The sequence below is a fragment of the Leifsonia sp. 71-9 genome, assembly GCF_001898805.1.
In the GTDB taxonomy this organism is placed as follows: Bacteria; Actinomycetota; Actinomycetes; order Actinomycetales; family Microbacteriaceae; genus Leifsonia.
The window spans coordinates 262,362-283,353 of the sequence record NZ_MKVJ01000014.1; the positions used below are offsets into that span (position 1 = coordinate 262,362).

Sequence of the window (20,992 nt, forward strand, 5' to 3'; positions counted from 1 at the left end):
CCGGTCCGGTCAGGTAGTTCTCGTCAGGCACCGTCAACCTCCTCGTGATCCAGCGTATCCGATCGAGCGCCCCCGTCATCGGCCGGAAGTCGTATTACCCGGGCGGTTTCGCGGATATAGACGATCCCGGCCCACCAGTAGAGGAAGGCGCCCCACAGGGCGAAGGCCCAGCCGAGCGGCAGGGAGAACGGCGCGAGGGCCGAGAAGGCCTCCCCCAGCATGAGCAGCGGGAGGGCCCAGAACAGGCAGAACGTGGCGACTTTGCCGAGGTGGTGCACGGGCAGCGGGCCGAAGCCGTGGTTCGCGAGGATGACGCCGAGCACCGCGAGCATGACGTCGCGGGCGACGATCACGGCGACCAGCCACCAGGGGATGACCTCGCGCCAGGCGAGGCCGATCAGCGCGGCGAAGATGTAGAGCCGGTCGGCGGCGGGGTCGAGCAGCTGGCCGAGACGCGACACCTGGTTCAGGCGGCGGGCGAGGTAGCCGTCGAGGAAGTCGGTGACGCTGGAGACCACCAGCACGAGCAGCGCGAGCGCGTCGAGTCCGGCGATCACGAACGCCAGGAAGACCGGAACGAGGGCGAGCCGGACGAAACTCAGGATGTTCGGGATCGTCCAGACGCGGGAACTCACCTCGCGTGCGCCGACTCCATCCACCCCTCCACTCTACTGACCGATGGGCCACGGCCTAGGATGACGGCGTGGAGCCCTTCATCGTCTGTCTCTGGATCCTGGCCGCCGTCTGTCTCGTGACGTGGGTCCTGTCCCTCATCACCAACGAGCACTCGTGGGTCGACCGCATCTGGTCGCTGGTGCCGCTGGCCTACGTCTGGGTGTTCGCCGGCGCCGCCGGCCTGCAGGATCCGCGCCTGAACCTCATGGCCGGGCTGGTCACGCTGTGGGGCGCGCGCCTGACCTTCAACTTCGCGCGCAAGGGCGGCTACAAGCCGGGCGGCGAGGACTACCGCTGGGAGGTGCTGCGCGGGCGGATGGGCTCGGCGGCGTTCCAACTGTTCAACCTCTTCTTCATCGTGATCTACCAGAACGTGCTGCTGCTCCTGATCTCGCTGCCCGCGTGGACGGCCTACGACCACCGGACGCCGCTCGGACCGCTGGACATCGTCCTCGCGGTCGTGTTCCTGGCGTTCCTGGTGGGCGAGACGGTCGCCGACCAGCAGCAGTGGGACTTCCACGGCTGGAAGAAGGCGGAGATCGCCGCCGGCCGCACGCCGTCGCCGCGGTTCCTGCAGACCGGTCTCTTCCGGGTCTCGCGCCACCCCAACTTCTTCTTCGAGCAGGCGCAGTGGTGGGTTCTCTTCTTCATCGGCTGCGCCGCGGCCGGATCGGTGCTCCAGTGGACCGTCATCGGCCCGGTGCTGCTCACCGGGCTGTTCATCGGCTCCACCGTCTTCACCGAGAGCATCTCGCGCTCGCGCTACCCGGAGTACGCCGACTACCAGCGCCGCACCTCGCCGATCGTGCCGTGGTTCCCGCGTCGCGGCGGCGAGCAGCCGGTCACCGCTCCGTAGCGGTCAGGAGGTCGCGGCGACCGGGCGCCCCGGCTTCGGGAACACCGAGCGCATGTGGTCGGAGTCGAGGTAGTCGGCCACGCCGATCAGCAGGAGGCTGAACAGGATCTGCTCGCTCACCATCCAGAGCGGGTAGAGGCCCGGGATGGCCGCGAGCACCAGGGTCACCACGGGGAAGATCTTGGAGAACAGCCGCAGGCGCGAGTACGCCCAGTAGTAGCCCTTCTGCGCCCGCCAGGCGAAGTAGAAGAGCGTGGCGGTCATGGCGAGCACGATGAGGGCGCGCATCCACACGGCGAACGGCAGCGTCTCACCGCCCACGGTCAGGACCACGGCGACGACGACGGCGGCCAGGCCGATCAGCAGCTCGGCGACGAGCAGCCAGAAGATGACGACGAACGCACGGCGCGTGCGCGGGTGGTCGCGCCCCTCCGCGGGCACCACGTACTCCGCGTGGCGGCCGCCCGCGAGGCGGTCGAGCCGCTTCAGCAGTTGTTCCATGCATTCACGGTACCGCGAGCGGCGGATCGCGGCGGGTGATCCGGGCGCTGCCGCCCGCGAGCGCGTACCGTGGAGGCATGTCGTGCATCCGGTTCAACACCCCTGCCCAGCGCCAGGCGATGCGTGAGCACAGCCCGGCGATGCTCACGGCCGAGGAGGCGGCGGCGCTGCATCCCTCGCCCGAGGTGACGGAGAGCAAGATCCGCCGGCTGCGACTGCTCGCCACGGACAAGAACCCGAAGATCCGGGAGGCCGTCGCGAGCAGCTACAACACGCCCGTCGATCTCTTCGAGACCCTCGCGAAGGACCCCGACGAGGGCGTGCGCGGCTGCGTGGCGAAGAACGAGGCGACGCCCTGCGACATCCTCCGCGCGCTCGCGGACGACCGCTCCGAGACGGTGCGCGGCTGGGTCGCGGTGAACTACTTCGTACCGGCGGACGTGATGGAGAAGCTCGCGACCGATCGCAGCCGCACCGTCCGCAGCCTGGTGAAGTGGAAGGCCGAGCTGGCCGAGGAGGCCGCGGCCGAGGCCGCCGCTCCCGTCGCGGTCTGATCGTGCCCGAGCCGTCGAGCGTCCGCGTCGACTCCTGGGCCTGGGCTGTGCGCCTGTTCAAGACCCGCTCGGCCGCGTCGGACGCGTGCAAGGCCGGACACCTGAAGGTGAACGGCGACCGCGCGAAGCCCTCGCAGCCGGTCAAGGTCGGCGACGAGGTGCGGGCGTTCGTCGCCGGGTCGGAGAAGATCTACATCGCGCGACGGCTCATCGTGAAGCGGGTGGGCGCCGCGGTCGCCGCGGACTGCTTCGAGGACCGGACGCCGCCTCCCCCGCCCAAGACCGAGGCGCCAACCGACGTGACCCGCGAGCGCGGAGCCGGGCGGCCGACGAAGCGCGACCGCCGTCTGATCGAGCAGCTGCGGGGGCACTGATGGCGGCCCCGGCGCGCGGGACGGCCCGGGTCGGCATCGCCGGCTGGACCTACGCGCCCTGGCGCGGGGTCTTCTACCCGAAAGGGCTCCCCCACCGCGCCGAGCTCGCGTACGCCGCCGAGCGCCTCGACTCGATCGAGCTCAACGGGAGCTTCTACTCCCTGCAACGGCCGACGAGCTGGCGCAAATGGGCGGCGGAGACCCCGGACGACTTCGTCTTCGCGGTCAAGGGCGGCCGCTACATCACCCACATCCTCCGGTTGAAGAACACCAGGGAGGCGCTCGCCAACTTCTTCGCCTCCGGGATGCTGACGCTCGGCCCCAAGCTCGGGCCGCTCCTCTGGCAGCTGCCGCCGAACCTCCCCCTCGACGAGGAGGCGCTGGACGCCTTCCTCGGCTCGCTGCCGCGCACGACCGCCGAGGCGGCCGCCCTCGCGGGCGAGAGCAGCCTCGAGGAGGACAGGCGGGACGCGTCATCACCGGTCGACCGGCCGCTCCGCCACGCGGTGGAGGCGCGGCATCCCTCCTTCGCCGACCCCGCGTTCGCCCGGATCGCGCGGGAGCACGGGGTCGCCGTCGTGGTCGCCGACACCGCCGGCCGCTACCCGCTCCTGCGGGAGGTCACGACCGACTTCGTCTACGTGCGCCTGCACGGCGACGAGGAGCTCTACACCAGCGGCTACACCGACGAGGCCCTCGACCGCTGGGCGGCGGAGGCGCGTGACTGGCTCGACGCCGGCCTGGACGTCTACGCCTACTTCGACAACGACGTGAAGGTGCGCGCGCCGTACGACGCGATGGGGCTCCGGGAGCGGCTGCGGGACTAGTCCTGCAGCACCGAGAGGACGTTTCCGGCCGGGTCGCGGAACCACGCGATGTCGGGTCCGCGGTCGTGGCTGCGCCCGCGCAGGATCCCCTTCTCGTCGGTCGGCAGCTGGTCGTCGTCGTAGATCGTCGTCGAGACGCCGCGCGCGTTCAGGTCGTCGACGGCCGCGTCGATGTCGTCCACCACGAGGTTGAGGATGGTGAACGTCGCCGGCTCGTGGTCCGGCTTCGGGTACACGAAGATGTGCGAGCCGGCCGGCAGCGCGATGTCGAGGTTGCCCATCGGGCCGTCCGTGACGGCGAGGCCGAGGGTGTCGCGGTAGAACGTGCGGGCCGCGTCGATGTCGCTGACGCTGAAGCCGCTGAAGATCTCGAGTGGTGTGACCATGCGCCCACTCTGCTCCTCCGCGGCACGCGCGTCTAGACGAAGCGGATCGACTCCTGCAGGCGCGTGCGCAGCTCGAACGCGCGGTCGACGCTCTCGCGCGCGGCCGCGTTGGCCCCGTCGCGGAGGATCGTCGGCAGCAGGGAGCGGCGCACGACGAGCGAGCCGGAGAGGCGTCCGCGCTGCACGACGTCGAACGGGACGGCGAGGGCGTCGTCCGGCACCACCACGATGAGCGTGGTGAAGCGCACCCCGGCCTGCCGCCCGAAGCTCTTCGCGGCGCGGTGGAGATCGTGGAATGGCTCCTCGCCGTCCGCGATCCCCGGGCCCACCAGCTCGCCCTTGGCCAGCTTCACCTCGGTGCCCCAGTCGGCGGACCGGAGGGCGAACAGGCCGGCCGGGCCGAGGACGATGTGGTCGATCTTGGCGTCCGACGACGGGTGCACGGCCACGTCGTTCCAGATGGTGAAGCCGATGCCGAGGCCCGAGACCGCGCGGGCGGTGGCCTCCTCGGCCAGCGCCTCCGCGAGCAGCCCGCGGATCTCGCGCGGGGCGGAGCGCACGAGCGCGGGGTCGTACGGGTCGTCGAGCTCGGCGCCGCGGCCGACCCACTCGCGCAGCAGGGTCAGGTAGCGCTCGCGCGCGCGTCCGCCCGGGTGGCCGTAGCTGCGGGCGCGGACCGTGGCGCCGCGCGTCGAGCGCGTGGAGTGGAAGGTCGCGCTGAAGCCGCCGCCGTCGCCGTCGTAGCCACCGGCGACCGCGTCGACGGTGACGGTCTCGCCGCGGTCGTAACGCGCGCGGTCCTCGGGGTCGCCGACCAGCTCCCACGCCTCCTGCACGGCCTGGAACGCCGCGGCCGTGCCGCCCGTGTCGGGGTGGGTCTGCCGCGCGAGGCGGCGGTACGCGCGCCGCAGCTCCTCCTGGGTCGCGGTGGAGCGGACGCCGAGCACCTCGTACGGGGTGGCTGCGGCGGGGCTGTCGCTCATGCGGTCGGAGATCCTTCGGTCGTCTGGGAGGGTCGGTCTCCGACGATAGCGCGCCGGACCGGGCGTTTGCTCGATATCCGATTGCGGACGGAATCTGACCGCAAGCGTGCCTAGCCTGGTGACACACCGGAAGACACGGACAGAAAGGCAGATCATGGCCATCAGCGACTGGCGCATCGAGCTCATCATCCTCCCCGTCGGCGACGTCGACCGCGCGAAGGCGTTCTACGTCGACACGCTCGGCTGGAACGCCGACCACGACCAGCGCGTCTCCCCCACCCTGCGGTTCGTGCAGGTGACGCCTCCCGGCTCCGCATGCTCCATCGCGTTCGGCGAGGGGCTCTCCGAGATGACCCCCGGCACCATGCAGGGGCTGCAGATCGTCATCCCGGACGCCGACGAGGCACTCGCGCACCTGCAGGAGAACGGCGTCGACGCGCAGGGCGTCGCGGACCTCGCCTGGGGCCGGTTCGTGACCTTCACTGATCCGGACGGCAACGCCTGGTCGCTCCAGCAGCTCCCGGCGCGCTCTTAGGAGCGCGCGGCGGCGCGGGCGTCAGCGGAGGGCGTAGCCGATCAGCAGGAGCGTCACCGCGAAACCGCACGCGTAGTTGATCCAGAGGAAGCGCCGCCAGCCCCGGTTGGCGGCGCTCGACCGCGCATCCGGCACCGACCAATAGGGCGCGGCCGCGAGGATGTAGGGCACGGCCAAGATCGCGGCGAGCGGTCCCGGCCAGGCGGTGAACAGCACGCAGACGCCGGCGAGCGCCCACGCTCCAATGGCGAAGCGGGTCGTGCGGGCCGCGCCGAGCACGGTGGCGATGGAGGCGATGCCGCCGTCGCGGTCGGGCACCACGTCCTGCACGGCGCCGAACGCATGGCTGCCGACGCCCCAGAGGAAGAACGCCAGGAGCAGCAGCCAGAGCTGCGGGGTGAAGACCGCGCCGGCCAGCACCAGGCCGTAGAGCGCCGGGCTGCTGAAGTGGAAGCTGGAGGTCGCGGAGTCCAGGAACGGGACCTCCTTGAACCGCAGCCCGCGCACCGAGTAGGCGAGGACGGCGAAGACGCTCGCCGCGAGGACGAGCCACGACAGCGGCGACCCGACGATCACGAGGTACAGCAGGAACGGGACGCTGCTCACCGCGGAGGCGACCAGCGTGCGCCGGTGCATCCCGCGGTCGAGGAGCGCGCCCTCTGCTCCGCCCTTGCGCGGGTTGCGCAGGTCGGACTCGTAGTCGAAGACGTCGTTCACGCCGTACATCGTGAGGTTGTACGGGATGAGGAAGTAGAGCGTCCCGATCACCAGCGTCAGGTCGACGTGCCCGGTGGCGAGCAGGTACGCGGCGGCGAACGGGAAGGCGGTGTTGATCCAGCTGACGGGCCGGGACGCGATCAGCAGCTGCCGCCAGGGCGCGGGTGCGGTGGCCGTGGTCATCCCTCCTCCCCCGATCGCCGGCGGAGCAGGAGCCAGACGGCCGGGAGCAGGAGGAGCCCGGCGAGGGGATACGCGAAGTCCTCGATCGGGACGAGCCCGAGCCGCAGGCCGGTCAGGTGGGCGCCGCCGTAGGTCATCAGGCCGATGCCGATCATGAGGTTGTCGAAGACCGCGGTCAGCACCGCGATCAGCACGCCGGCGATCGTCACAGGCAGCCACCAGCGCCGGACGAGGCTGCGGCGATCGCGCGCCCGCGTGAGGGCGACGACGAGGACCACCGCGGCCACGGCGAGGAAGGCCAGGCTGAGCCACAGGTAGGTCACGAGCGCTCCGCCTTCCGCCGGTCGAGGAGGGTGCGGCCGCCGAACACGAGCACCAGTGTGAGGTAGCAGAGGAAGAGGAGGAAGAAGATCTCCTCCAGCGGCAGCTCCGGCGCGACCTCGATGCCCGTCATGTAGCGGGATCCGCCGCGGGCGAAGATGCCGAGGGCGATGCCGGCCGCGTCCCAGGCGAGGAAGAACGCCAGGCCGACGGCGAGGGTGATCGCTGCGCGTCGGGCGTCCCGCCAGAAGACGAGCCGGAACCGGCGGTCGAGCAGGACCATGGCCGCGAGCGAGACCAGCAGGGCGCCCAGGTAGATCAGGCTCACGGCACGCGCTCCGACCGCGAGGCCGTCGCGACGAGCGGCTCGGGCAGCGGGGTGGCGGAGACGTCGCCGCGCATCCGCTTCACGACGAGCTCGGCACTGATCAGGCACATCGGCAGCCCGATGCCCGGGATGGTCGAGCAGCCCGCGTAGAACAGCCCGTCGACGCGCGCCGAGGCGTTGCCCGGGCGGAAGAAGGCGCTCTGCCGCAGGGTGTGCGCCGGTCCGAGCGCGCCGCCGCTCCAGGAGTTGACGTCCCGGGCGAAGTCCCCGGGCCCGACCGTGCGGCGGACGACGATCCGGTCGGCGAGGTCGGGGATGCCCGCCCACGCCGCGACCTGCGCGATGGCGGCGTCCGCCGTGCGTTCGACGAGGCGGTCGCCCGCGCCCTCCAGGCCGCCCGAGCCGATGGACTCGTCGGCCGGGACGGGGACGAGCACGAAGAGGTTCTCGTATCCCTCGGGCGCGACCCCCGGATCGGTCTCGCTCGGCATGCAGACGTAGAGGGAGGCGGGGTCGGGGATGCCGGGCTCCGACCCGTAGATGCGCTCGAAGTTGGCGGCCCAATCGGTCGTGAAGAAGAGATTGTGGTGCGTCAGCTGCGGGAGCGTGCCGCGCACGCCCAGCATGACGAGCACGGCGCCTGGTCCGGGGTTGCGCTTCTCCCAGACGCGCTCGGGATGCGTGCGCAGCTCGGGCGGGAGCAGCCGCGTCTCGGTGTGGTGGAGGTCGGCGGCCGAGACCACGACGTCAGCGTCGAGCTCGCGGACGGCGCCGGAGGCGTCGATGAAGGAGACCCCCGTCGCCCGCGCCCCGGCACGGCCGCCCGCGGTGCGGATCGCGGTCACCCGCGCGCCGGTGACGATGCTCGCCCCGGCCTCCGTCGCGAGTGCGGCGACCCGCCCGATCAGCGCGGTGAAGCCGCCCAGCGGATAGCGGACCCCGTCGTCGAGGTCGAGGTGGCTCATCAGGCTGTACATGCTCGGCGCCCGGTCGGGAGAGGTGCCGAGGAACACCGCCGGGTAGCCGAGGATCTGCCGCAGGCGCACATCCCGGACGAAGCCGGCGGCGTACCGGTCCAGCGGTTCGAGCAGCAGCCGGAGCAGCCGGCCGGAGCGGCGCAGCAGCGAGCGGGTCAGCAGAGGGCGGAAGGACGCGAAGGTGCCGTAGAGGAACGAGGAGACGGCCATCCGGTAGGTCTCGCGCGCGCCGGCGAGGTACCGGTCGAGGGCCGCGCCCGCCCCCGGCTCCACGCTCTCGAACAGTGCACGGTTGGCGGCCCCGTCCGCGCGGACGTCGAGCGGCGGCCTCCCGTCCTCCGAGAAGACGCGGTACCCGGGGTCCAGGGTGACGAGGTCGAGCTGCTCGGCCGTGCTGGTCCCCATCAGGGCGAAGAAGTGGTCGAAGACCTCCGGCATGAGGTACCAGGAGGGACCGGTGTCGAAGCGGAACCCGTCGTGCTCCCACGAGCCTGCGCGTCCGCCGACGACGGCGGACTGCTCGAGCAGGGTCACGTCGTGGCCGTCGCGGGCCAGGAGCGCCGCCGACGCGAGTCCGGCGATCCCACCGCCGATCACGACGACGCGCTGCGGCGCGGTCACCGCCAGGACCCCGCGCCGGCCCGGACCAGGATCGCGAGCTTGGTGCGCGTCGGCACGCTGACGCGGCGGGCGAGCAGCTCGTTCGCCGGCGTCGAGCGGATGCGGTCGCTCAGCTCCGCGAACAGGCCGTGGGCGGCGAGCACCGCGCGGCGGCAGTTGTCGGGCAGCTCGGGGATCACGTCGGCGGCGGCACCCAGGTCGCAGTCGATGTCGACCACGAGGGCGAGCTTCTGCCGCTCGGTCAGCCGGGAGGGGTCGATCCCCGGGAAGTAGCTGCGCCCGAGCTCGGCGTAGTCGACGGCCAGATCGCGGAGGAAGTTGATCTTCTGGAAGGCCGACCCGAGCCGCTGCGCACCCAGCTCCAGCCGGCGCCGGGTGTCGTCGGCCACGGGACGCCCCGCGAGGAAGGCGGCGAGGCACATCAGGCCGATCACCTCGGCCGAGCCGTAGATGTAGGCCCGGAGCTCCTCGGCCGTGAAGTCCACGGGGCTGAGGTCCCGTCGCATGGACGCGAAGAACGGGCGGGTGAGCTCGGCGCCGAAACCGGAGGCGCGGGCGGTCGCGGCGAACGAGTGGACGACCACGTTGGCGCTGTAGCCGGTCCGCATCGCCCGCTCCGTGTCGGCCTCGAGGGCGTCGAGGAGGTCGCGCTGGTCGGCCACGGAGAGACCGGCTTCGGCGGCCGCGCCGTCGACGATCTCGTCGGCGACCCGGACGAGCGAGTACACGTCCTCCACCCGCGGGCGCACCTCGGCGCCGAGGAGCCGGGTCGCCATCCCGAACGAGGTCGAGTACTCGCGGATGATGGTCGCGGCGCCGGCGTGGGCGGCGCGCGTGTAGAGCGCGAGATCGGTCGGCTGTGCGGCGGCCGAGGGCGTGGAGGCGACGGGTGTGCGCGTCATCGGATCCTCCCGACGCAGCTGCGGGCGATGGTGGTGAGCTCCGCGGCGAGCGCCGACGGCACCTCGGGCACGTCGATCGCGTCGACCGCCTGCTCGACGTGGTCGGCGATGAGGCGCTCGACGAAGCGGCGGGCGCCGCAGCGCTCGAGCGCGGCCGCGAGCGCGGCCGCCTCCTGCGCCGTCAGGTCGTCGCGCCCCAGGTCCGCGTCGATCTCGGGCCAGCCGTCGGTGGTGCGGGCGAAGGCGATGAGCGTCGTCTTCTTGCCCTCGCGCAGATCACTCAGCACGCTCTTCCCGGTGCTCTCCTGGTCGCCGTAGACCCCGAGGAGGTCGTCGCCGAGCTGGAACGCCGTCCCGACGAGCCGGCCGTAGTCGGCGAGCACCGCGAGCAGCCGGTCGTCGCCGCCGGCGAGGATCGCGCCGGCCATCACGGGGCCGGCGACCGAGTAGGCGGCCGTCTTGCGCTCGGTCATGCCGAGCACGGCCGGCAACGACGGGGTGGTCAGTCCGATGGCGAGGCCGACGTCGGCCAGCTCACCCGCGGCGGTGACGACGACCGAGTGGTCGAGGACGTCGAGAAGGCGGCCGCGCGCGGCGGCGGGGATGTCGAGGCGGCCGACGAGCGCCGTCGCGGCGTGCAGCAGCAGGTCCCCCGCGAGGATCGACGCGGACTCGCCCCAGAGGCGCGCCTGCGGACGTGGCGTGCCCTGTGCTGCGGCGTCGGCCGCGAACTCGCCGGAGAGGTTCGGCCTCCCCCGGCGCACGGTGTCGCCGTCGATCACGTCGTCGTGGAGCAGGAAGGCCGTGTGCAGGAGCTCGAATGCCGTGGCGGTGTCGATCGCGGCGGCGTCCACCTCCCCGCCGAGAGCGGCGAGGGCCGCGAGCACGAACCGCGGGCGCATCCGCTTGCCGCCGTCGGCGGCGGCGCGGGCGCTCGACCACAGGTGCTGGTAGTCGTCGCCGTAGGCGGCCGAGGCGGCGATGCGCTCCGCGAAGAAGGCGGCGAGCCGGCCATCCACCGCGGCGAGGCCGCCCTCGATGTCGGCGGGCGGGATCCGGACGGGCCCCGGCCGGTCGATGCGGGAATCGAAGCGGGTCATCCGGACCTCCTCGTGTGCGAACGACCATAATAGCTAGCCAAGATAGAAAATAACTTAGCACGCATCTTACTCGTCGCATAAGATGTCGGCATGAGCTCCAGGGACGATGCGCGCCGCATCTCCGGGTCGATGATCGACCCGCGCGTCATCGACCCCCGGCAGGAGCTCGTCCGCCACGACGACCTCTCGGAATCCGAGCTCACCGAGATCGTGGGCGTGCTGAGCGCGATCCGCGGCTGGCGCGAGGCGGAGCAGCGGCTCAGCTTCGAGTCCCGCAGCAAGATGCGGCTCAACGAGACCGACATGAAGGCCCTGCGGTACGTCATCGCCTCGATGAACGCGGGCGTCGCGGTGACCGCGGGCGCGCTCGCCGAGCACCTCCACATCTCCACCGCCTCCACGACCAAGCTGCTGGACCGGCTCGAGGCGTCGGGCCACGTCGTGCGCCGCCCGCATCCGACGGACCGCCGGGCCGTGACCGTGGAGATCACCCCGGAGACGCATCGCGAGGTGCGCCGCACGATGGGTCTGCAGCACGCGCGGCGCTTCGAGGTGGCGCGATCGCTGACGCCCGACGAGCGTGCGGTGGTCACACGGTTCCTGACGGAGCTCAGTGCGACCACCGTCGTCACCCCGCCGCCGGCCGAGGACTGACGACCGACCGCAGCCGGTCGGGCTCGGTGACGATGCGGTTCGCCATGCCGTTGAAGATCACGCCGTGGAACGGCAGGATCGAGTACCAATAGAGCCGCCCCGCGAGTCCCCGCGGGAAGAACACCGCCCGCTGCCGGTAGCGGGAGCCCCCGTCCGGCCCGGGAGTGACGGTCAGCTCGAGCCACGCCCGCCCCGGGACGCGCATCTCGGCCCGCAATCGCAGGTCGCCGCCCTCGGGGCCGCGCGAGACGCGTTCCACGCGCCACCAGTCGAGCGCGTCACCCGTGGAGAGACGGTCGGCGTCGCGCCGCCCCCGTCGCAGCCCGACGCCGCCGACCAGCTTGTCCATCCAGCCGCGCAGCGCCCAGGCGAGCGGGAACGAGTACCAGCCGCGCTCCCCGCCGATGCCCTCGACCACGCGCCAGAGCTCCGGCGGGGCGGCGTCGGAGGTGCGCTCCCGCACATCCGTGTACACGGTGTGACCGGCCCACTCCGGGTCGCTCGGCAGCGGATCGCTCGGCGCGCCCGCCACCGACGAGTTGCGCCAGGTGGTCTCGACGTCGCCGTCGCGCATGCGCGCCAGCGCGAGCCGGACGGCCGTGCGGTAGCCGGTCAGGCCTCCCTCGGGCGGCGGGATGACGCCGTCGATGTCGTGCTCGTGCATCACGCAGTCGTACTGCAGCGACTCGATGATCGGCACGGCGAGGCTGCGCGGGATGGGCGTCACGAGGTTCACCCACTGCGACGCGAGCCACGGCGTGAACACCGGCAGCGAGGCGATCGGCCGCTGCGGGAGCCCCGATTCGACCGCGAAGCCGTTCATCATCTGCCCGTAGCGCAGGATGTCGGGTCCGCCGACGTCGAACGCGCGCGACACCTCGGGCGGCAGGTCCGCGGCCGCGACGAGGTAGTGCAGCACATCCCGGATCGCGATGGGCTGGATGCGGTTGCGCACCCACTTCGGCGCCGGCATGTACGGCAGCACCTCGGTGAGGTGGCGGATCATCTCGAACGACGCCGAGCCCGACCCGATCACGACCCCCGCCTGCAGCACGATCGTCGGAACGCCGGAGTCCAGCAGGATGCGGCCGACGGCGACGCGCGAGCGGAGATGCCGCGAGAGCGGCCCCTCGGGATGCAGCGCGCCGAGGTAGACGATGCGGCGCACGCCCGCCTCCTCGGCCGCGGTCGCCACCGTGCGGGCCGCCTCCGACTCCTCGTCCTCGAAGTCGCCGCGAGCGCGCATCGAGTGCACCAGGTAGTAGACGACGTCGATCCCCTCCATCGCCCGGGCGACGGAGTCCGGATCGCCGAGATCGCCCTGGACGACCTCGACGTCGCCGGCCCAGGGCACGTCGGCCAGCTTCTGCGGCGAGCGCGCCAGCACGCGCACGGTGTGGCCGCGGTCGAGCAGTCGCGGGACGAGCCTCCCTCCGACGTACCCGGTCGCTCCGGTCACGAGTACGCGCTGCGGGGTCATGCGCCGACCATACGCCGAGGCGCGCGACCCGCAACCGGGGCCGGTGCGGTCATGACGCCGGCGTCATGTACGGTTCTGGCATGGGCAAGCTCGTATACGCCGGCACGACCGAGATCGGCTTCGAGGACCGCGTCCTCGCGCACCTGCAGATCGTGATCGGTCTGAAGCTCCGGCGCAAGGAGGGGTTCTTCTTCTCCTGGCGGGATGAGCAGAGCGTCGGCGACGGCCGGAGCGCGATCTGGATCGACCCCGCCGTCCCCCTGCTGTTCCGCTACAGCGGCGGCCGTCAGCCGAAGATCAACAAGACGTGGCTGGAGGCGCTGACCATCTCGTCGAACAGTTCGGCCGGCCTGCAGCTGACCGAGGAGATCGGGGCGCTCGGCGCCGACGAGGTCGACTCGGACTCCCCTCCCGGCAAGTAGTCCCCCGCAGACGACAGGACCCCGCGCTCGACGGAGCACGAGGTCCTCGTCTCGTGTGCGCGCGCTCAGCGCAGGTACTCGAGCAGTTCGGGGCTGCGCAGGCGCTTGAGGCTGCGCGTCTCGAGCTGACGGACGCGCTCGCGGGTGATGCCGTAGACCTCGCCGACCTCGTCCAGCGTCATCGGCTTCTGGCCGTCGAGGCCGAAGCGCATGCGGACCACCTTGGCGTCGCGCGGCGGGAGGTCGCGCAGGCGCTCCTCGAGGTCGCGGTGGCGGAAGACGACCTCGACGGCCTCGGGGGGCGTCGGGAAGTCGTCGTCCTCGATCAGGTCGCCGAGCTCGGCGCCCTCGTTCTCGCCGACCGGGACGGCCAGCGAGACGGTCTCGGAGTCGCTCATCTGCAGCTTGTGCACCTCGGCCTCGGTGAGGTTGGCGGCCTCCGCCATCTCCTCGAGGGTGGGCGTGCGGCCCAGCTCGCCGCCGAGGTCGCGGCGGATGCGGTCGAGCTTGTCGATCTTCTCGACCGTGTGGACGGGGATGCGGATCATGCGCGCGGTGTCGGCGATCCCGCGGAGGATCGACTGGCGGATCCACCACGTCGCGTAGGTGGAGAACTTGTTGCCGGTGCGGTAGTCGAACTTCTCGACCGCGCGGACGAGGCCGAGGTTGCCCTCCTGGATCAGGTCCATCACGGGCAGGCCGCGGCCCGAGTAGCGCTTGGCGATGCTCACCACCAGGCGGAGGTTCGCCTCGATGAAGCGCTCGAACGCGCGCTTGCCGTCGTCGGCGAGGTACTGGAGCTCGCGCTTCTCTCGGGCGGTGAGTCCCGGTCGCTTGCTCAGGCGCTCTCCGGCGAGGACTCCCACCTCGATGCGCTTGGCGAGCGCCACCTCTTCGTCGGCGGTCAGCAGTCGCGTCCGTCCGATCGAGTTCAGGTAGTCGCGTACCGGGTCGCTGGTCACTTCGAGCACAGTCATCGTGTCATCCCATTCAGCTCGTACTGTCGTGCGTTGCCTCGGTGTTTCGGCTGCGGCTGCCGGGGTCATCCGGGATCGCCGCACACTCAGAGTAGGCAGGGGCCCCTGTCCCCCAACAAGGGGTTGACAGGGTACGCGGCGATGCGCTAATCGCCAACCCCCTGCTCTCTTTCGCCGGTCGTGTCAAGGTCCTCCCGGGAAATACCCACGGATCGTACGGTGACCTTCGTGAGTACACGTACACCGGGTTCCCAGCAACCGACACTGTCCACGATCCGCACGCTCATCCCCGCGCGGATGGACCGCCTCCCCTGGTCCCGCTTCCATTGGCTCGTCGTGCTGGGTCTCGGCACCGTGTGGATCCTCGACGGCCTCGAGGTGACCATCGTCGGCGCGATCGGCAGCCGGCTGACCGAGCAGGACAGCGGTCTCGGCCTGACGACCGCCCAGGTCGGTCTGGCCGCGGCGATCTACGTCGCCGGCGCGTGCGTCGGCGCGTTGGTGTTCGGGTACCTCACGGACCGATTCGGCCGGAAGAAGCTCTTCATCCTCACGCTGGGGCTCTACCTCGTGGCGACGGTGCTCACGGCGTTCTCCGTCGCCCCCTGGATGTTCTTCGTCTTCCGCTTCTTCACGGGCGCCGGAATCGGCGGCGAGTACGCGGCGATCAACTCCGCGATCGACGAGCTCATCCCGGCCCGCCGCCGCGGCCTCGTCGACCTCGCGATCAACGGCTCCTACTGGCTCGGCACCGCCTTCGGCGCGGTGCTCACCGTCTTCCTGCTGAACGAGCAGCTCTTCGCCGCCGACATCGGCTGGCGCATCGCGTTCGGCCTGGGCGCCGTGCTCGGCCTCGTGATCCTGCTCGTGCGCCGCAACGTGCCCGAGTCGCCGCGCTGGCTCTTCATCCACGGTCGCGACCAGGAAGCCGAGAAGCTGGTGGACGGGATCGAGCACGACATCGAGAAGGAGAGCGGCGAATCCCTCCCCGTCGTCCCCGACGACAAGGGCATCGACATCCGCCAGCGCCGCTCGACCGGCTTCGGCGAGATCGTGCGCACCGCCGTCACCCGCTACCCCAAGCGGTTCGTGCTGGGGCTGTCGCTCTTCATCGGCCAGGCGTTCCTCTACAACGCCGTCTTCTTCACGTACTCCCTCGTACTCACGAAGCTCCTCCACGTGCCGGACGACGTCGCGCCGTGGGCGCTCGTGCCGATCGCGATCGGCAACTTCCTCGGCCCGATGATCCTCGGCCACCTCTTCGACACCGTGGGCCGCAAGTTCATGATCACGCTGTCGTACGTCGGCAGCGGCATCCTCCTCGTCGGCACCGCCCTCCTGTTCGACTCCGGCGCGCTCGACGCCTTCTGGCTGACCGCGTGCTGGATGGTCGTCTTCTTCCTCGCCTCCGCCGGCGCCAGCAGCGCCTACCTGACGGTGAGCGAGATCTTCCCGATGGAGACCCGGGCCATGTCGATCGCCTTCTTCTACGCGGTCGGCACCGGCCTCGGCGGCATCATCGGCCCGATCCTGTTCGGGAACCTGATCGAGGGCGGCATCCACTCCGTCGTCATCGGCTACTACATCGGCGCCGGCCTGATGATCGCGGCCGGCCTCGTCGAGCTCTTCCTCGGGATCGCCGCGGAGGGCCGCTCGCTGGAGGACATCGCGCAGCCGCTCTCGGCGGAGACGAAGGCGCAGCCCGCGAAGTGACCGGCGTCGGCGCTGCCGGTCAGCTCGCGAGGAGCTCCAGCAGCGCCGGCTCGGGCACGCGACCGCCCGCCGTGTCGATGACCTCGCCCTGGCGGTAGCGGTCGAAGACGCGCGGGTCGATGTAGCTGTTGCGGGCGATCGCGGGGGTGTTGCCGAGAGCGGCGGCCGCCTCGTTCACGGCCGCGGTGACGCGCTTCTTGCGGCGCGACTCCGTGTCGCTCGTGCCCAGTGCGGCGAGCGCCTCCGCCGCGACGATCGTGCCGTGGAGGGTGCGGAAGTCCTTCGCTGTGAACTCGCCGCCGGTCTGGCGGCGGATGTACTCGTTGAGGGAGGCCGGGCGCAGGGTGTGCCAGGTGCCGTCCTTCCAGGAGAGCAGCCGGGAGCGCTGGCCGCGCAGCGACTGGATCTGGGTGAGGAGCTCGGCGAGGTCGGCGTCGACGATCGTGCTGGTCCACTTCTGGGCGGACTTGGCGGGGAACGTCAGCGTGATCTCGTCGCCGTCGACGCGGGCGTGCCGGCAGAGCAGGGTGGTGAGGCCGCGGCTCCCGTTGGCGTGCAGGTATTCCTCGCTGCCGATGCGGACGCTCCCGAGGTCGATGATGCGGAAGGCGGCGGCCAGCACGCGGTCGCGGCCGAAGCCCTCCTGGCGGAGGTCCATCGTCACTTTGCGGCGGGCCGACGGCAGCGTCTCCGCCAGCTGGGCGGCGCGCTCGAACTTCACCCGGTCCTGGTGGAGGCGCCAGGAGTCGTGGTAGCGGTACTGCCGGCGCCCGGCCTGGTCGGTACCGACGGCCTGGATGTGCCCGCGCGCGTCGGGCGAGATCCACACGTCCTCCCACGCGGGCGGGATCACGAGCGAGCGGATGCGCTCCAGCTCGCGCTCGTCGACGATGGGATTGCCGGCCTCGTCCTCGTAGACCGGACCCTTCTTGCTGGCACGACGGTGATATCCCGGACCGGACGGATCGCTACGGCGCAGGCGCGTCACGCGGGCTTCTTCGCCTTCTTCGCGGGAGCGCTCTTGGCGACGGAGCTCTTGGCGGCCGCTTTCTTCGCGGGGGCCTTCTTCGCGGGCTCCTTGGTCGACCGGCTGCGCTCGACGCTGCGCTGCAGCGCCTCCATGAGGTCGATCACCTCGCCGCCGCCCTTCGCCTTCTCCGGCTCCTCGCCGAAGGTCTCGGCGGTGTCCATGCTCTCGCCCTGCTCGAGCTTGGCGTCGATGAGGCGACGCAGCTCCTCCTGGTACTCGTCGGTGAACTTCTCCGGCTCGAAGTCGCCTGCGAAGCTCTCCATCAGGGCGGCCGAGAGCTTCAGCTCGCGCTCGGTGATGCGGGGCGACGTGTCGAGGGCCGGGAAGTCGGCCTCCCGGATCTCGTCGTGCCAGAGCATGGTCTGCAGCACGAGGACGTTGCCCCGCACGCGCAAAGCGGCCAGCCGCGTCTTCTGGCGCAGGGCGAAGTTCACGATCGCGGTGCGGTCCTCGTCCTCCAGCGTCTTGCGCAGGAGGGCGTACGCCTTGAGCGACTTGGAGTCGGGCTCGAGGTAGTAGCTGCGGTCGAGCATCATCGGATCGATCTGCTCGTTCGGCACGAACTCGACGACGTCGATCTCGCGGCTGCGCTCCGCCGGGAGCGACGCCAGGTCGTCCGGGGTGAGGATCACCGTCCGGTCGCCGTCGTCGTACGCCTTCGCGATGTGCTCGTACGGGATGACCTTGCCGTCGATCTCGCACCGGCGCTGGTACCGGATGCGCCCGCCGTCGGCGTCGTGCACCTGGTGCAGCGCGACGTCGTGATCCTCCGTCGCGCTGTAGACCTTCACCGGCACGTTGACCAGCCCGAAGGTGATCGCACCCGTCCATATGGCCCTCATGCGCTCTATCGTGTCCGCGCATCGCCCTGATTTCAACCAGTGATCGAAGGATGTTCCCCGGCGTACGGTGGGCGCATGGCTGCGGACGACACCGAGACCGTCTCGATCGACGGTCACCGGCTGAAGCTCACGAACCTCGACAAGGTCATGTATCCGGAGACCGGGACGACCAAGGCGGACGTGATCGGGTACTACCACGCGATCGCGGAGGCGATGATCCCGCACGCCCGCGACCGCATCGCCACCCGCAAGCGGTGGGTGCACGGGGTGGGCACGGCCGACCACCCGGGCGAGGTGTTCTTCCAGAAGAACCTCGACCCCGCCTCCACCCCGAGCTGGGTGAAGCAGCGCACCATCACGCACAAGACCAGCGAGAACACCTACCCGCTGGTGAACGACCGGGCCACGCTGGTCTGGCTCGCGCAGATCGCGTCGCTGGAGATCCACGTGCCGCAGTGGCGCGTCGGACGCGGTGACGCGCGGCGCAACCCGGACCGCATGGTGCTCGACCTCGACCCGGGCGAGGGCGTGACGCTGGCCGACTGCGCCGAGGTCGCCCGTCTGGCGCGCGGCATCCTGACCGACATGGGGCTCGACCCGCTGCCGGTGACCTCCGGCTCGAAGGGCATCCACCTCTACACCCCGCTCGACGGGTCGCAGACGAGCGATCAGATCTCCGCGGTCGCCCACGAGCTGGCGCGGGCGCTGGAGGCCGACCATCCCGACCTCGTCGTCAGCGACATGAAGAAGGCGCTGCGCGCGGGCAAGGTCCTCGTGGACTGGAGCCAGAACAACGGCGCGAAGACCACGATCGCGCCCTACTCTCTGCGCGGGCGGCTCCGGCCGACCGTCGCGGCGCCGCGCACCTGGCGCGAGCTGGCGTCCAAGGACCTGCGGCACCTGGAGTACGAGGAGGTGCTCGAGCGCGTGAAGAAGCACGGCGACCCGCTGGCTGCGCTCGCGACCGGCGGGACGGCGGAGGCCGGGCATCCGGACGCCGAGCAGCTGCCCGACAGCGGCGGCGACCGGCTCACCACCTACCGCTCCAAGCGCGACGCGGCGAAAACGCCGGAGCCGGTGCCGGAGGTCAGCCCGGATGCGGTGGACGGCCGCTCGTTCGTCATCCAGGAGCACCACGCCCGGCGACTGCACTGGGACTTCCGCCTGCAGCACGACGGCGTGCTCGTCAGCTGGGCGCTGCCGAAAGGCCCGCCCGTCGACCCGAAGCAGAACCACCTCGCGGTGCACGTGGAGGACCACCCCCTCGAGTACGGGACGTTCGAGGGCGACATCCCGCACGGCGAGTACGGAGCCGGCCATGTCGACATCTGGGACCACGGCGAGTACGAGCTCGAGAAGTGGCGGGACGCGGAGGTGATCGTCACGCTGCACGGACAGTCCGACGGCGGCCTGGGCGGCGAACCGCGGAAGTTCGCGCTCATCCGCACGGGGGGCCGCGACGGCGACGAGAAGAACTGGCTCATCCACCTGATGAAGGACGACGGGGAGGGCGCGGAGAAGAAGCCGGCGGCGACGACGAAGAAGGCTGCGGCGAAGGCGAAGCCGGACGCGGCGAAGACGAAGACCGCGACGACGGAGCGCATCACCGAGACGCCCGTCTCCCCCATGCTCGCGACCCTCGGCTCGGAGAAGGACGTCGACGACGAGGACGACTGGGCGTTCGAGATGAAGTGGGACGGCATCCGTGCCATCGCCGTCGTGCGCGGCGACCGGTTGCGGCTCACCACCCGCAACGGCAACGACGTCACCGCGACCTATCCGGACCTCGCGGGGCTCGTCGCGCTCGCGGGCGGCCACGACCTCGTCGTCGACGGCGAGATCGTCACCCTCACGCCGCGCGGACGCCCGGACTTCGGCCTCCTGCAGTCCCGGATGGGGCTGACGCGTCCCGCAGAGGTGACGGCGGCGGCCGAGCGGGCACCCGCCCACTACTTCGTGTTCGACATCCTGGAGCGGGACGGGCACGACCTGCGCCGCACGCCCTACGACGAGCGGCGAACCGCCCTGCAGGACGCACTGCAGCCGCCCAGCGGGGACCCGATCCAGGTCCCTCCCGCGTTCGCCGGCGATCTCGCCCACGCCGTCTCGTCGTCGCGCGAGCTGGGACTGGAGGGCGTGATGGCCAAGCGCCGCGACAGCACGTACTCGACCGGGCGCCGGTCCCGCTCCTGGATCAAGATCAAGCACCATCTGGCCCAGGAGGTCATCATCGGCGGCTGGACCCCGGGAACGGGCCGGCGCGCCGGGACCCTCGGGGCGCTGCTCCTCGGCATCCCGGACGGAGACGAGCTGCGCTACGTCGGCAAGGTCGGCACGGGCTTCTCGGACGCCGACCTCGACCGGCTGGCCGCCCTGCTGGCCGCGCACCCGCGCAAGACGAGCCCGCTCGAGGGGGTGCCCTCCGCCGACGCCCGCGGCGCGAACTGGGTGCGTCCCGAGCACGTCGGCGAGGTCGAGTTCGCGGAGTGGACCGGCACCGACCGCCTGCGTCAGCCCTCCTGGCGCGGCCTGCGGCCCGACAAGTCGCCGGAGGAGGTCGTGCGGGAGGTAGGGTAGTCGTCGTGAGCACGAACGTTACCGCCCCCACCGCGGCCCACACCGAGGCCGTCACCGCCGACGACGAGCACGGCCCGCTCGTCCGCAGCCTCAGCGCCACCCTCCCCGGTGCGCTCGGCTCGGTCATCGCCACCGTCGTGGTCCTGGCGACCATCGTCTTCGGCATCTGGAGCCTCATCGCGACCTGGAGCGGCAACCCGGGAGCGGGCCTCCCGCTCTTCCAGGTCTTCGTCGCCGGCACGGTCGTCGCGATCAACGCCATCGCCGCCCGCAAGACCTTCAGCTACGTGATCACCCTCATCGGCGCCGTGCTCTGGCTCTGGGTGTCCGTCACTCCGTTCGAGCCGTTCTGGCAGACCGTGCTGCAGGCGGTGACCTTCACCATCATGGCCGCCGGCGTCGTCTTCTCGACCGCCGCCGTCGCGCTCAGCAAGAAGCCCCGCTTCTGAGTCCGGAC

General features: G+C 71.2%; 24 protein-coding genes. 10 read left to right on the plus strand and 14 right to left on the minus strand.

What is annotated here, in order from left to right:
• Window positions 1-23: 23 nt before the first annotated feature.
• Window positions 24-659, minus strand: coding sequence for a CDP-alcohol phosphatidyltransferase family protein (locus BGO91_RS08450; RefSeq protein ID WP_039924305.1), 636 nt, complete (start codon window positions 657-659; stop codon window positions 24-26).
• A 44-nt stretch (window positions 660-703) separates the two neighbouring features.
• Between BGO91_RS08450 and BGO91_RS08455 the strand changes: the two genes are divergently transcribed.
• Window positions 704-1,531 carry a DUF1295 domain-containing protein gene (locus tag BGO91_RS08455; RefSeq protein WP_290472327.1) on the plus strand — a complete coding sequence of 276 codons (828 nt, stop codon included), beginning with the start codon at window positions 704-706 and terminating at the stop codon, window positions 1,529-1,531.
• 3 nt (window positions 1,532-1,534) lie between these two features.
• Here BGO91_RS08455 and BGO91_RS08460 read toward each other — a convergent pair whose 3' ends face one another.
• Window positions 1,535-2,032, minus strand: coding sequence for a hypothetical protein (locus tag BGO91_RS08460; protein WP_290472328.1), 498 nt, complete (start codon window positions 2,030-2,032; stop codon window positions 1,535-1,537).
• A 77-nt stretch (window positions 2,033-2,109) separates the two neighbouring features.
• Between BGO91_RS08460 and BGO91_RS08465 the strand changes: the two genes are divergently transcribed.
• The 3 genes from BGO91_RS08465 to BGO91_RS08475 are packed head-to-tail and all read left to right on the plus strand — an operon-like array spanning window position 2,110 to window position 3,787.
• Window positions 2,110-2,586 carry a hypothetical protein gene (locus BGO91_RS08465; protein WP_290472329.1) on the plus strand — a complete coding sequence of 159 codons (477 nt, stop codon included), beginning with the start codon at window positions 2,110-2,112 and terminating at the stop codon, window positions 2,584-2,586.
• A 2-nt stretch (window positions 2,587-2,588) separates the two neighbouring features.
• On the plus strand, window positions 2,589-2,960 hold the full coding sequence (locus BGO91_RS08470; protein WP_290472330.1) for a S4 domain-containing protein: 372 nt from the start codon (window positions 2,589-2,591) through the stop codon (window positions 2,958-2,960).
• On the plus strand, window positions 2,960-3,787 hold the full coding sequence (locus tag BGO91_RS08475) for a DUF72 domain-containing protein (protein WP_290472331.1): 828 nt from the start codon (window positions 2,960-2,962) through the stop codon (window positions 3,785-3,787). The genes BGO91_RS08470 and BGO91_RS08475 overlap by 1 nt, the downstream gene beginning before the upstream one ends.
• Here the strand turns inward: BGO91_RS08475 and BGO91_RS08480 are convergent.
• Both BGO91_RS08480 and BGO91_RS08485 read right to left on the minus strand, forming a co-directional pair.
• On the minus strand, window positions 3,784-4,173 hold the full coding sequence (locus BGO91_RS08480) for a VOC family protein (RefSeq protein ID WP_290472332.1): 390 nt from the start codon (window positions 4,171-4,173) through the stop codon (window positions 3,784-3,786). The genes BGO91_RS08475 and BGO91_RS08480 overlap by 4 nt on opposite strands.
• 32 nt (window positions 4,174-4,205) lie before the next feature.
• Entirely contained in the window at window positions 4,206-5,156 is a 951-nt protein-coding gene (locus BGO91_RS08485; RefSeq protein WP_290472333.1) for a DnaJ domain-containing protein, read from the minus strand.
• Between the two features lie 154 nt (window positions 5,157-5,310).
• On the opposite strand from BGO91_RS08485, the gene BGO91_RS08490 reads away from it, so the two are divergent.
• Window positions 5,311-5,691 carry a VOC family protein gene (locus BGO91_RS08490; RefSeq protein ID WP_290472334.1) on the plus strand — a complete coding sequence of 127 codons (381 nt, stop codon included), beginning with the start codon at window positions 5,311-5,313 and terminating at the stop codon, window positions 5,689-5,691.
• A gap of 21 nt (window positions 5,692-5,712) precedes the next feature.
• On the opposite strand, the gene BGO91_RS08495 is transcribed toward BGO91_RS08490, so the two are convergent.
• The 6 genes from BGO91_RS08495 to BGO91_RS08520 are packed head-to-tail and all read right to left on the minus strand — an operon-like array spanning window position 5,713 to window position 10,840.
• Window positions 5,713-6,591, minus strand: coding sequence for a prenyltransferase (locus tag BGO91_RS08495; protein ID WP_290472335.1), 879 nt, complete (start codon window positions 6,589-6,591; stop codon window positions 5,713-5,715).
• Window positions 6,588-6,914 (minus strand): lycopene cyclase domain-containing protein, encoded by a 327-nt coding sequence (locus tag BGO91_RS08500; protein ID WP_290472336.1) that lies wholly within the window; start codon window positions 6,912-6,914, stop codon window positions 6,588-6,590. Before BGO91_RS08500 ends, BGO91_RS08495 begins: the two co-directional genes overlap by 4 nt.
• Entirely contained in the window at window positions 6,911-7,240 is a 330-nt protein-coding gene (locus BGO91_RS08505) for a lycopene cyclase domain-containing protein (RefSeq protein ID WP_290472337.1), read from the minus strand. The genes BGO91_RS08500 and BGO91_RS08505 overlap by 4 nt, the downstream gene beginning before the upstream one ends.
• Window positions 7,237-8,838 (minus strand): phytoene desaturase family protein, encoded by a 1,602-nt coding sequence (gene crtI / locus BGO91_RS08510; protein WP_290472338.1) that lies wholly within the window; start codon window positions 8,836-8,838, stop codon window positions 7,237-7,239. Before crtI ends, BGO91_RS08505 begins: the two co-directional genes overlap by 4 nt.
• Window positions 8,835-9,740: a squalene/phytoene synthase family protein gene (locus tag BGO91_RS08515; RefSeq protein ID WP_290472339.1), complete on the minus strand. Its 906-nt coding sequence runs from the start codon at window positions 9,738-9,740 to the stop codon at window positions 8,835-8,837. The genes crtI and BGO91_RS08515 overlap by 4 nt, the downstream gene beginning before the upstream one ends.
• Window positions 9,737-10,840, minus strand: coding sequence for a polyprenyl synthetase family protein (locus BGO91_RS08520; protein WP_290472340.1), 1,104 nt, complete (start codon window positions 10,838-10,840; stop codon window positions 9,737-9,739). Before BGO91_RS08520 ends, BGO91_RS08515 begins: the two co-directional genes overlap by 4 nt.
• A 90-nt stretch (window positions 10,841-10,930) precedes the next feature.
• Here BGO91_RS08520 and BGO91_RS08525 point away from each other — a divergent pair, with 90 nt between their 5' ends.
• Window positions 10,931-11,494, plus strand: coding sequence for a MarR family transcriptional regulator (locus BGO91_RS08525; RefSeq protein ID WP_290472341.1), 564 nt, complete (start codon window positions 10,931-10,933; stop codon window positions 11,492-11,494).
• Here BGO91_RS08525 and BGO91_RS08530 read toward each other — a convergent pair.
• Complete coding sequence (locus BGO91_RS08530; protein WP_290472342.1) at window positions 11,469-12,974, minus strand: SDR family oxidoreductase; 1,506 nt, start codon at window positions 12,972-12,974, stop codon at window positions 11,469-11,471. The genes BGO91_RS08525 and BGO91_RS08530 overlap by 26 nt on opposite strands.
• 80 nt (window positions 12,975-13,054) lie before the next feature.
• On the opposite strand from BGO91_RS08530, the gene BGO91_RS08535 reads away from it, so the two are divergent.
• Complete coding sequence (locus BGO91_RS08535) at window positions 13,055-13,396, plus strand: ATP-dependent DNA ligase (RefSeq protein ID WP_179701892.1); 342 nt, start codon at window positions 13,055-13,057, stop codon at window positions 13,394-13,396.
• Between the two features lie 65 nt (window positions 13,397-13,461).
• Here the strand turns inward: BGO91_RS08535 and BGO91_RS08540 are convergent, their stop codons facing one another.
• Window positions 13,462-14,373 (minus strand): sigma-70 family RNA polymerase sigma factor, encoded by a 912-nt coding sequence (locus tag BGO91_RS08540; protein ID WP_290472343.1) that lies wholly within the window; start codon window positions 14,371-14,373, stop codon window positions 13,462-13,464.
• 297 nt (window positions 14,374-14,670) lie between these two features.
• Between BGO91_RS08540 and BGO91_RS08545 the strand changes: the two genes are divergently transcribed.
• Window positions 14,671-16,086 (plus strand): MFS transporter, encoded by a 1,416-nt coding sequence (locus tag BGO91_RS08545; protein ID WP_290472444.1) that lies wholly within the window; start codon window positions 14,671-14,673, stop codon window positions 16,084-16,086.
• A gap of 19 nt (window positions 16,087-16,105) precedes the next feature.
• Here the strand turns inward: BGO91_RS08545 and BGO91_RS08550 are convergent, their stop codons facing one another.
• A complete protein-coding gene (locus tag BGO91_RS08550) occupies window positions 16,106-17,074 on the minus strand; it encodes a DNA topoisomerase IB (RefSeq protein WP_290472344.1) in 969 nt (322 codons plus the stop codon).
• Window positions 17,071-17,958: a Ku protein gene (locus BGO91_RS08555; RefSeq protein ID WP_290472345.1), complete on the minus strand. Its 888-nt coding sequence runs from the start codon at window positions 17,956-17,958 to the stop codon at window positions 17,071-17,073. The genes BGO91_RS08550 and BGO91_RS08555 overlap by 4 nt, the downstream gene beginning before the upstream one ends.
• Before the next feature lie 75 nt (window positions 17,959-18,033).
• On the opposite strand from BGO91_RS08555, the gene BGO91_RS08560 reads away from it, so the two are divergent.
• Together BGO91_RS08560 and BGO91_RS08565 are read left to right on the plus strand one after the other, a co-directional pair.
• Window positions 18,034-20,535, plus strand: a complete 2,502-nt coding sequence (locus BGO91_RS08560) for an ATP-dependent DNA ligase (protein ID WP_290472346.1) — start codon at window positions 18,034-18,036, stop codon at window positions 20,533-20,535.
• Between the two features lie 5 nt (window positions 20,536-20,540).
• Window positions 20,541-20,984 (plus strand): hypothetical protein, encoded by a 444-nt coding sequence (locus BGO91_RS08565; protein WP_290472347.1) that lies wholly within the window; start codon window positions 20,541-20,543, stop codon window positions 20,982-20,984.
• Window positions 20,985-20,992: the final 8 nt, after the last annotated feature.

Bases quoted from the DNA above. Each gene is read 5' to 3' on its own strand.
- BGO91_RS08480 (WP_290472332.1), bottom strand. From the start codon at position 4,173: ATGGTCACACCACTCGAGATCTTCAGCGGCTTCAGCGTCAGCGACATC.
- BGO91_RS08520 (WP_290472340.1), bottom strand. From the start codon at position 10,840: ATGACCCGCTTCGATTCCCGCATCGACCGGCCGGGGCCCGTCCGGATC.
- BGO91_RS08515 (WP_290472339.1), bottom strand. From the start codon at position 9,740: ATGACGCGCACACCCGTCGCCTCCACGCCCTCGGCCGCCGCACAGCCG.
- BGO91_RS08495 (WP_290472335.1), bottom strand. From the start codon at position 6,591: ATGACCACGGCCACCGCACCCGCGCCCTGGCGGCAGCTGCTGATCGCG.
- BGO91_RS08545 (WP_290472444.1), top strand. From the start codon at position 14,671: ATGGACCGCCTCCCCTGGTCCCGCTTCCATTGGCTCGTCGTGCTGGGT.
- BGO91_RS08540 (WP_290472343.1), bottom strand. From the start codon at position 14,373: ATGACTGTGCTCGAAGTGACCAGCGACCCGGTACGCGACTACCTGAAC.
- BGO91_RS08525 (WP_290472341.1), top strand. From the start codon at position 10,931: ATGAGCTCCAGGGACGATGCGCGCCGCATCTCCGGGTCGATGATCGAC.
- BGO91_RS08535 (WP_179701892.1), top strand. From the start codon at position 13,055: ATGGGCAAGCTCGTATACGCCGGCACGACCGAGATCGGCTTCGAGGAC.
- BGO91_RS08530 (WP_290472342.1), bottom strand. From the start codon at position 12,974: ATGACCCCGCAGCGCGTACTCGTGACCGGAGCGACCGGGTACGTCGGA.
- BGO91_RS08560 (WP_290472346.1), top strand. From the start codon at position 18,034: ATGGCTGCGGACGACACCGAGACCGTCTCGATCGACGGTCACCGGCTG.
- BGO91_RS08555 (WP_290472345.1), bottom strand. From the start codon at position 17,958: ATGAGGGCCATATGGACGGGTGCGATCACCTTCGGGCTGGTCAACGTG.
- BGO91_RS08460 (WP_290472328.1), bottom strand. From the start codon at position 2,032: ATGGAACAACTGCTGAAGCGGCTCGACCGCCTCGCGGGCGGCCGCCAC.
- BGO91_RS08465 (WP_290472329.1), top strand. From the start codon at position 2,110: ATGTCGTGCATCCGGTTCAACACCCCTGCCCAGCGCCAGGCGATGCGT.
- BGO91_RS08475 (WP_290472331.1), top strand. From the start codon at position 2,960: ATGGCGGCCCCGGCGCGCGGGACGGCCCGGGTCGGCATCGCCGGCTGG.
- BGO91_RS08490 (WP_290472334.1), top strand. From the start codon at position 5,311: ATGGCCATCAGCGACTGGCGCATCGAGCTCATCATCCTCCCCGTCGGC.
- BGO91_RS08485 (WP_290472333.1), bottom strand. From the start codon at position 5,156: ATGAGCGACAGCCCCGCCGCAGCCACCCCGTACGAGGTGCTCGGCGTC.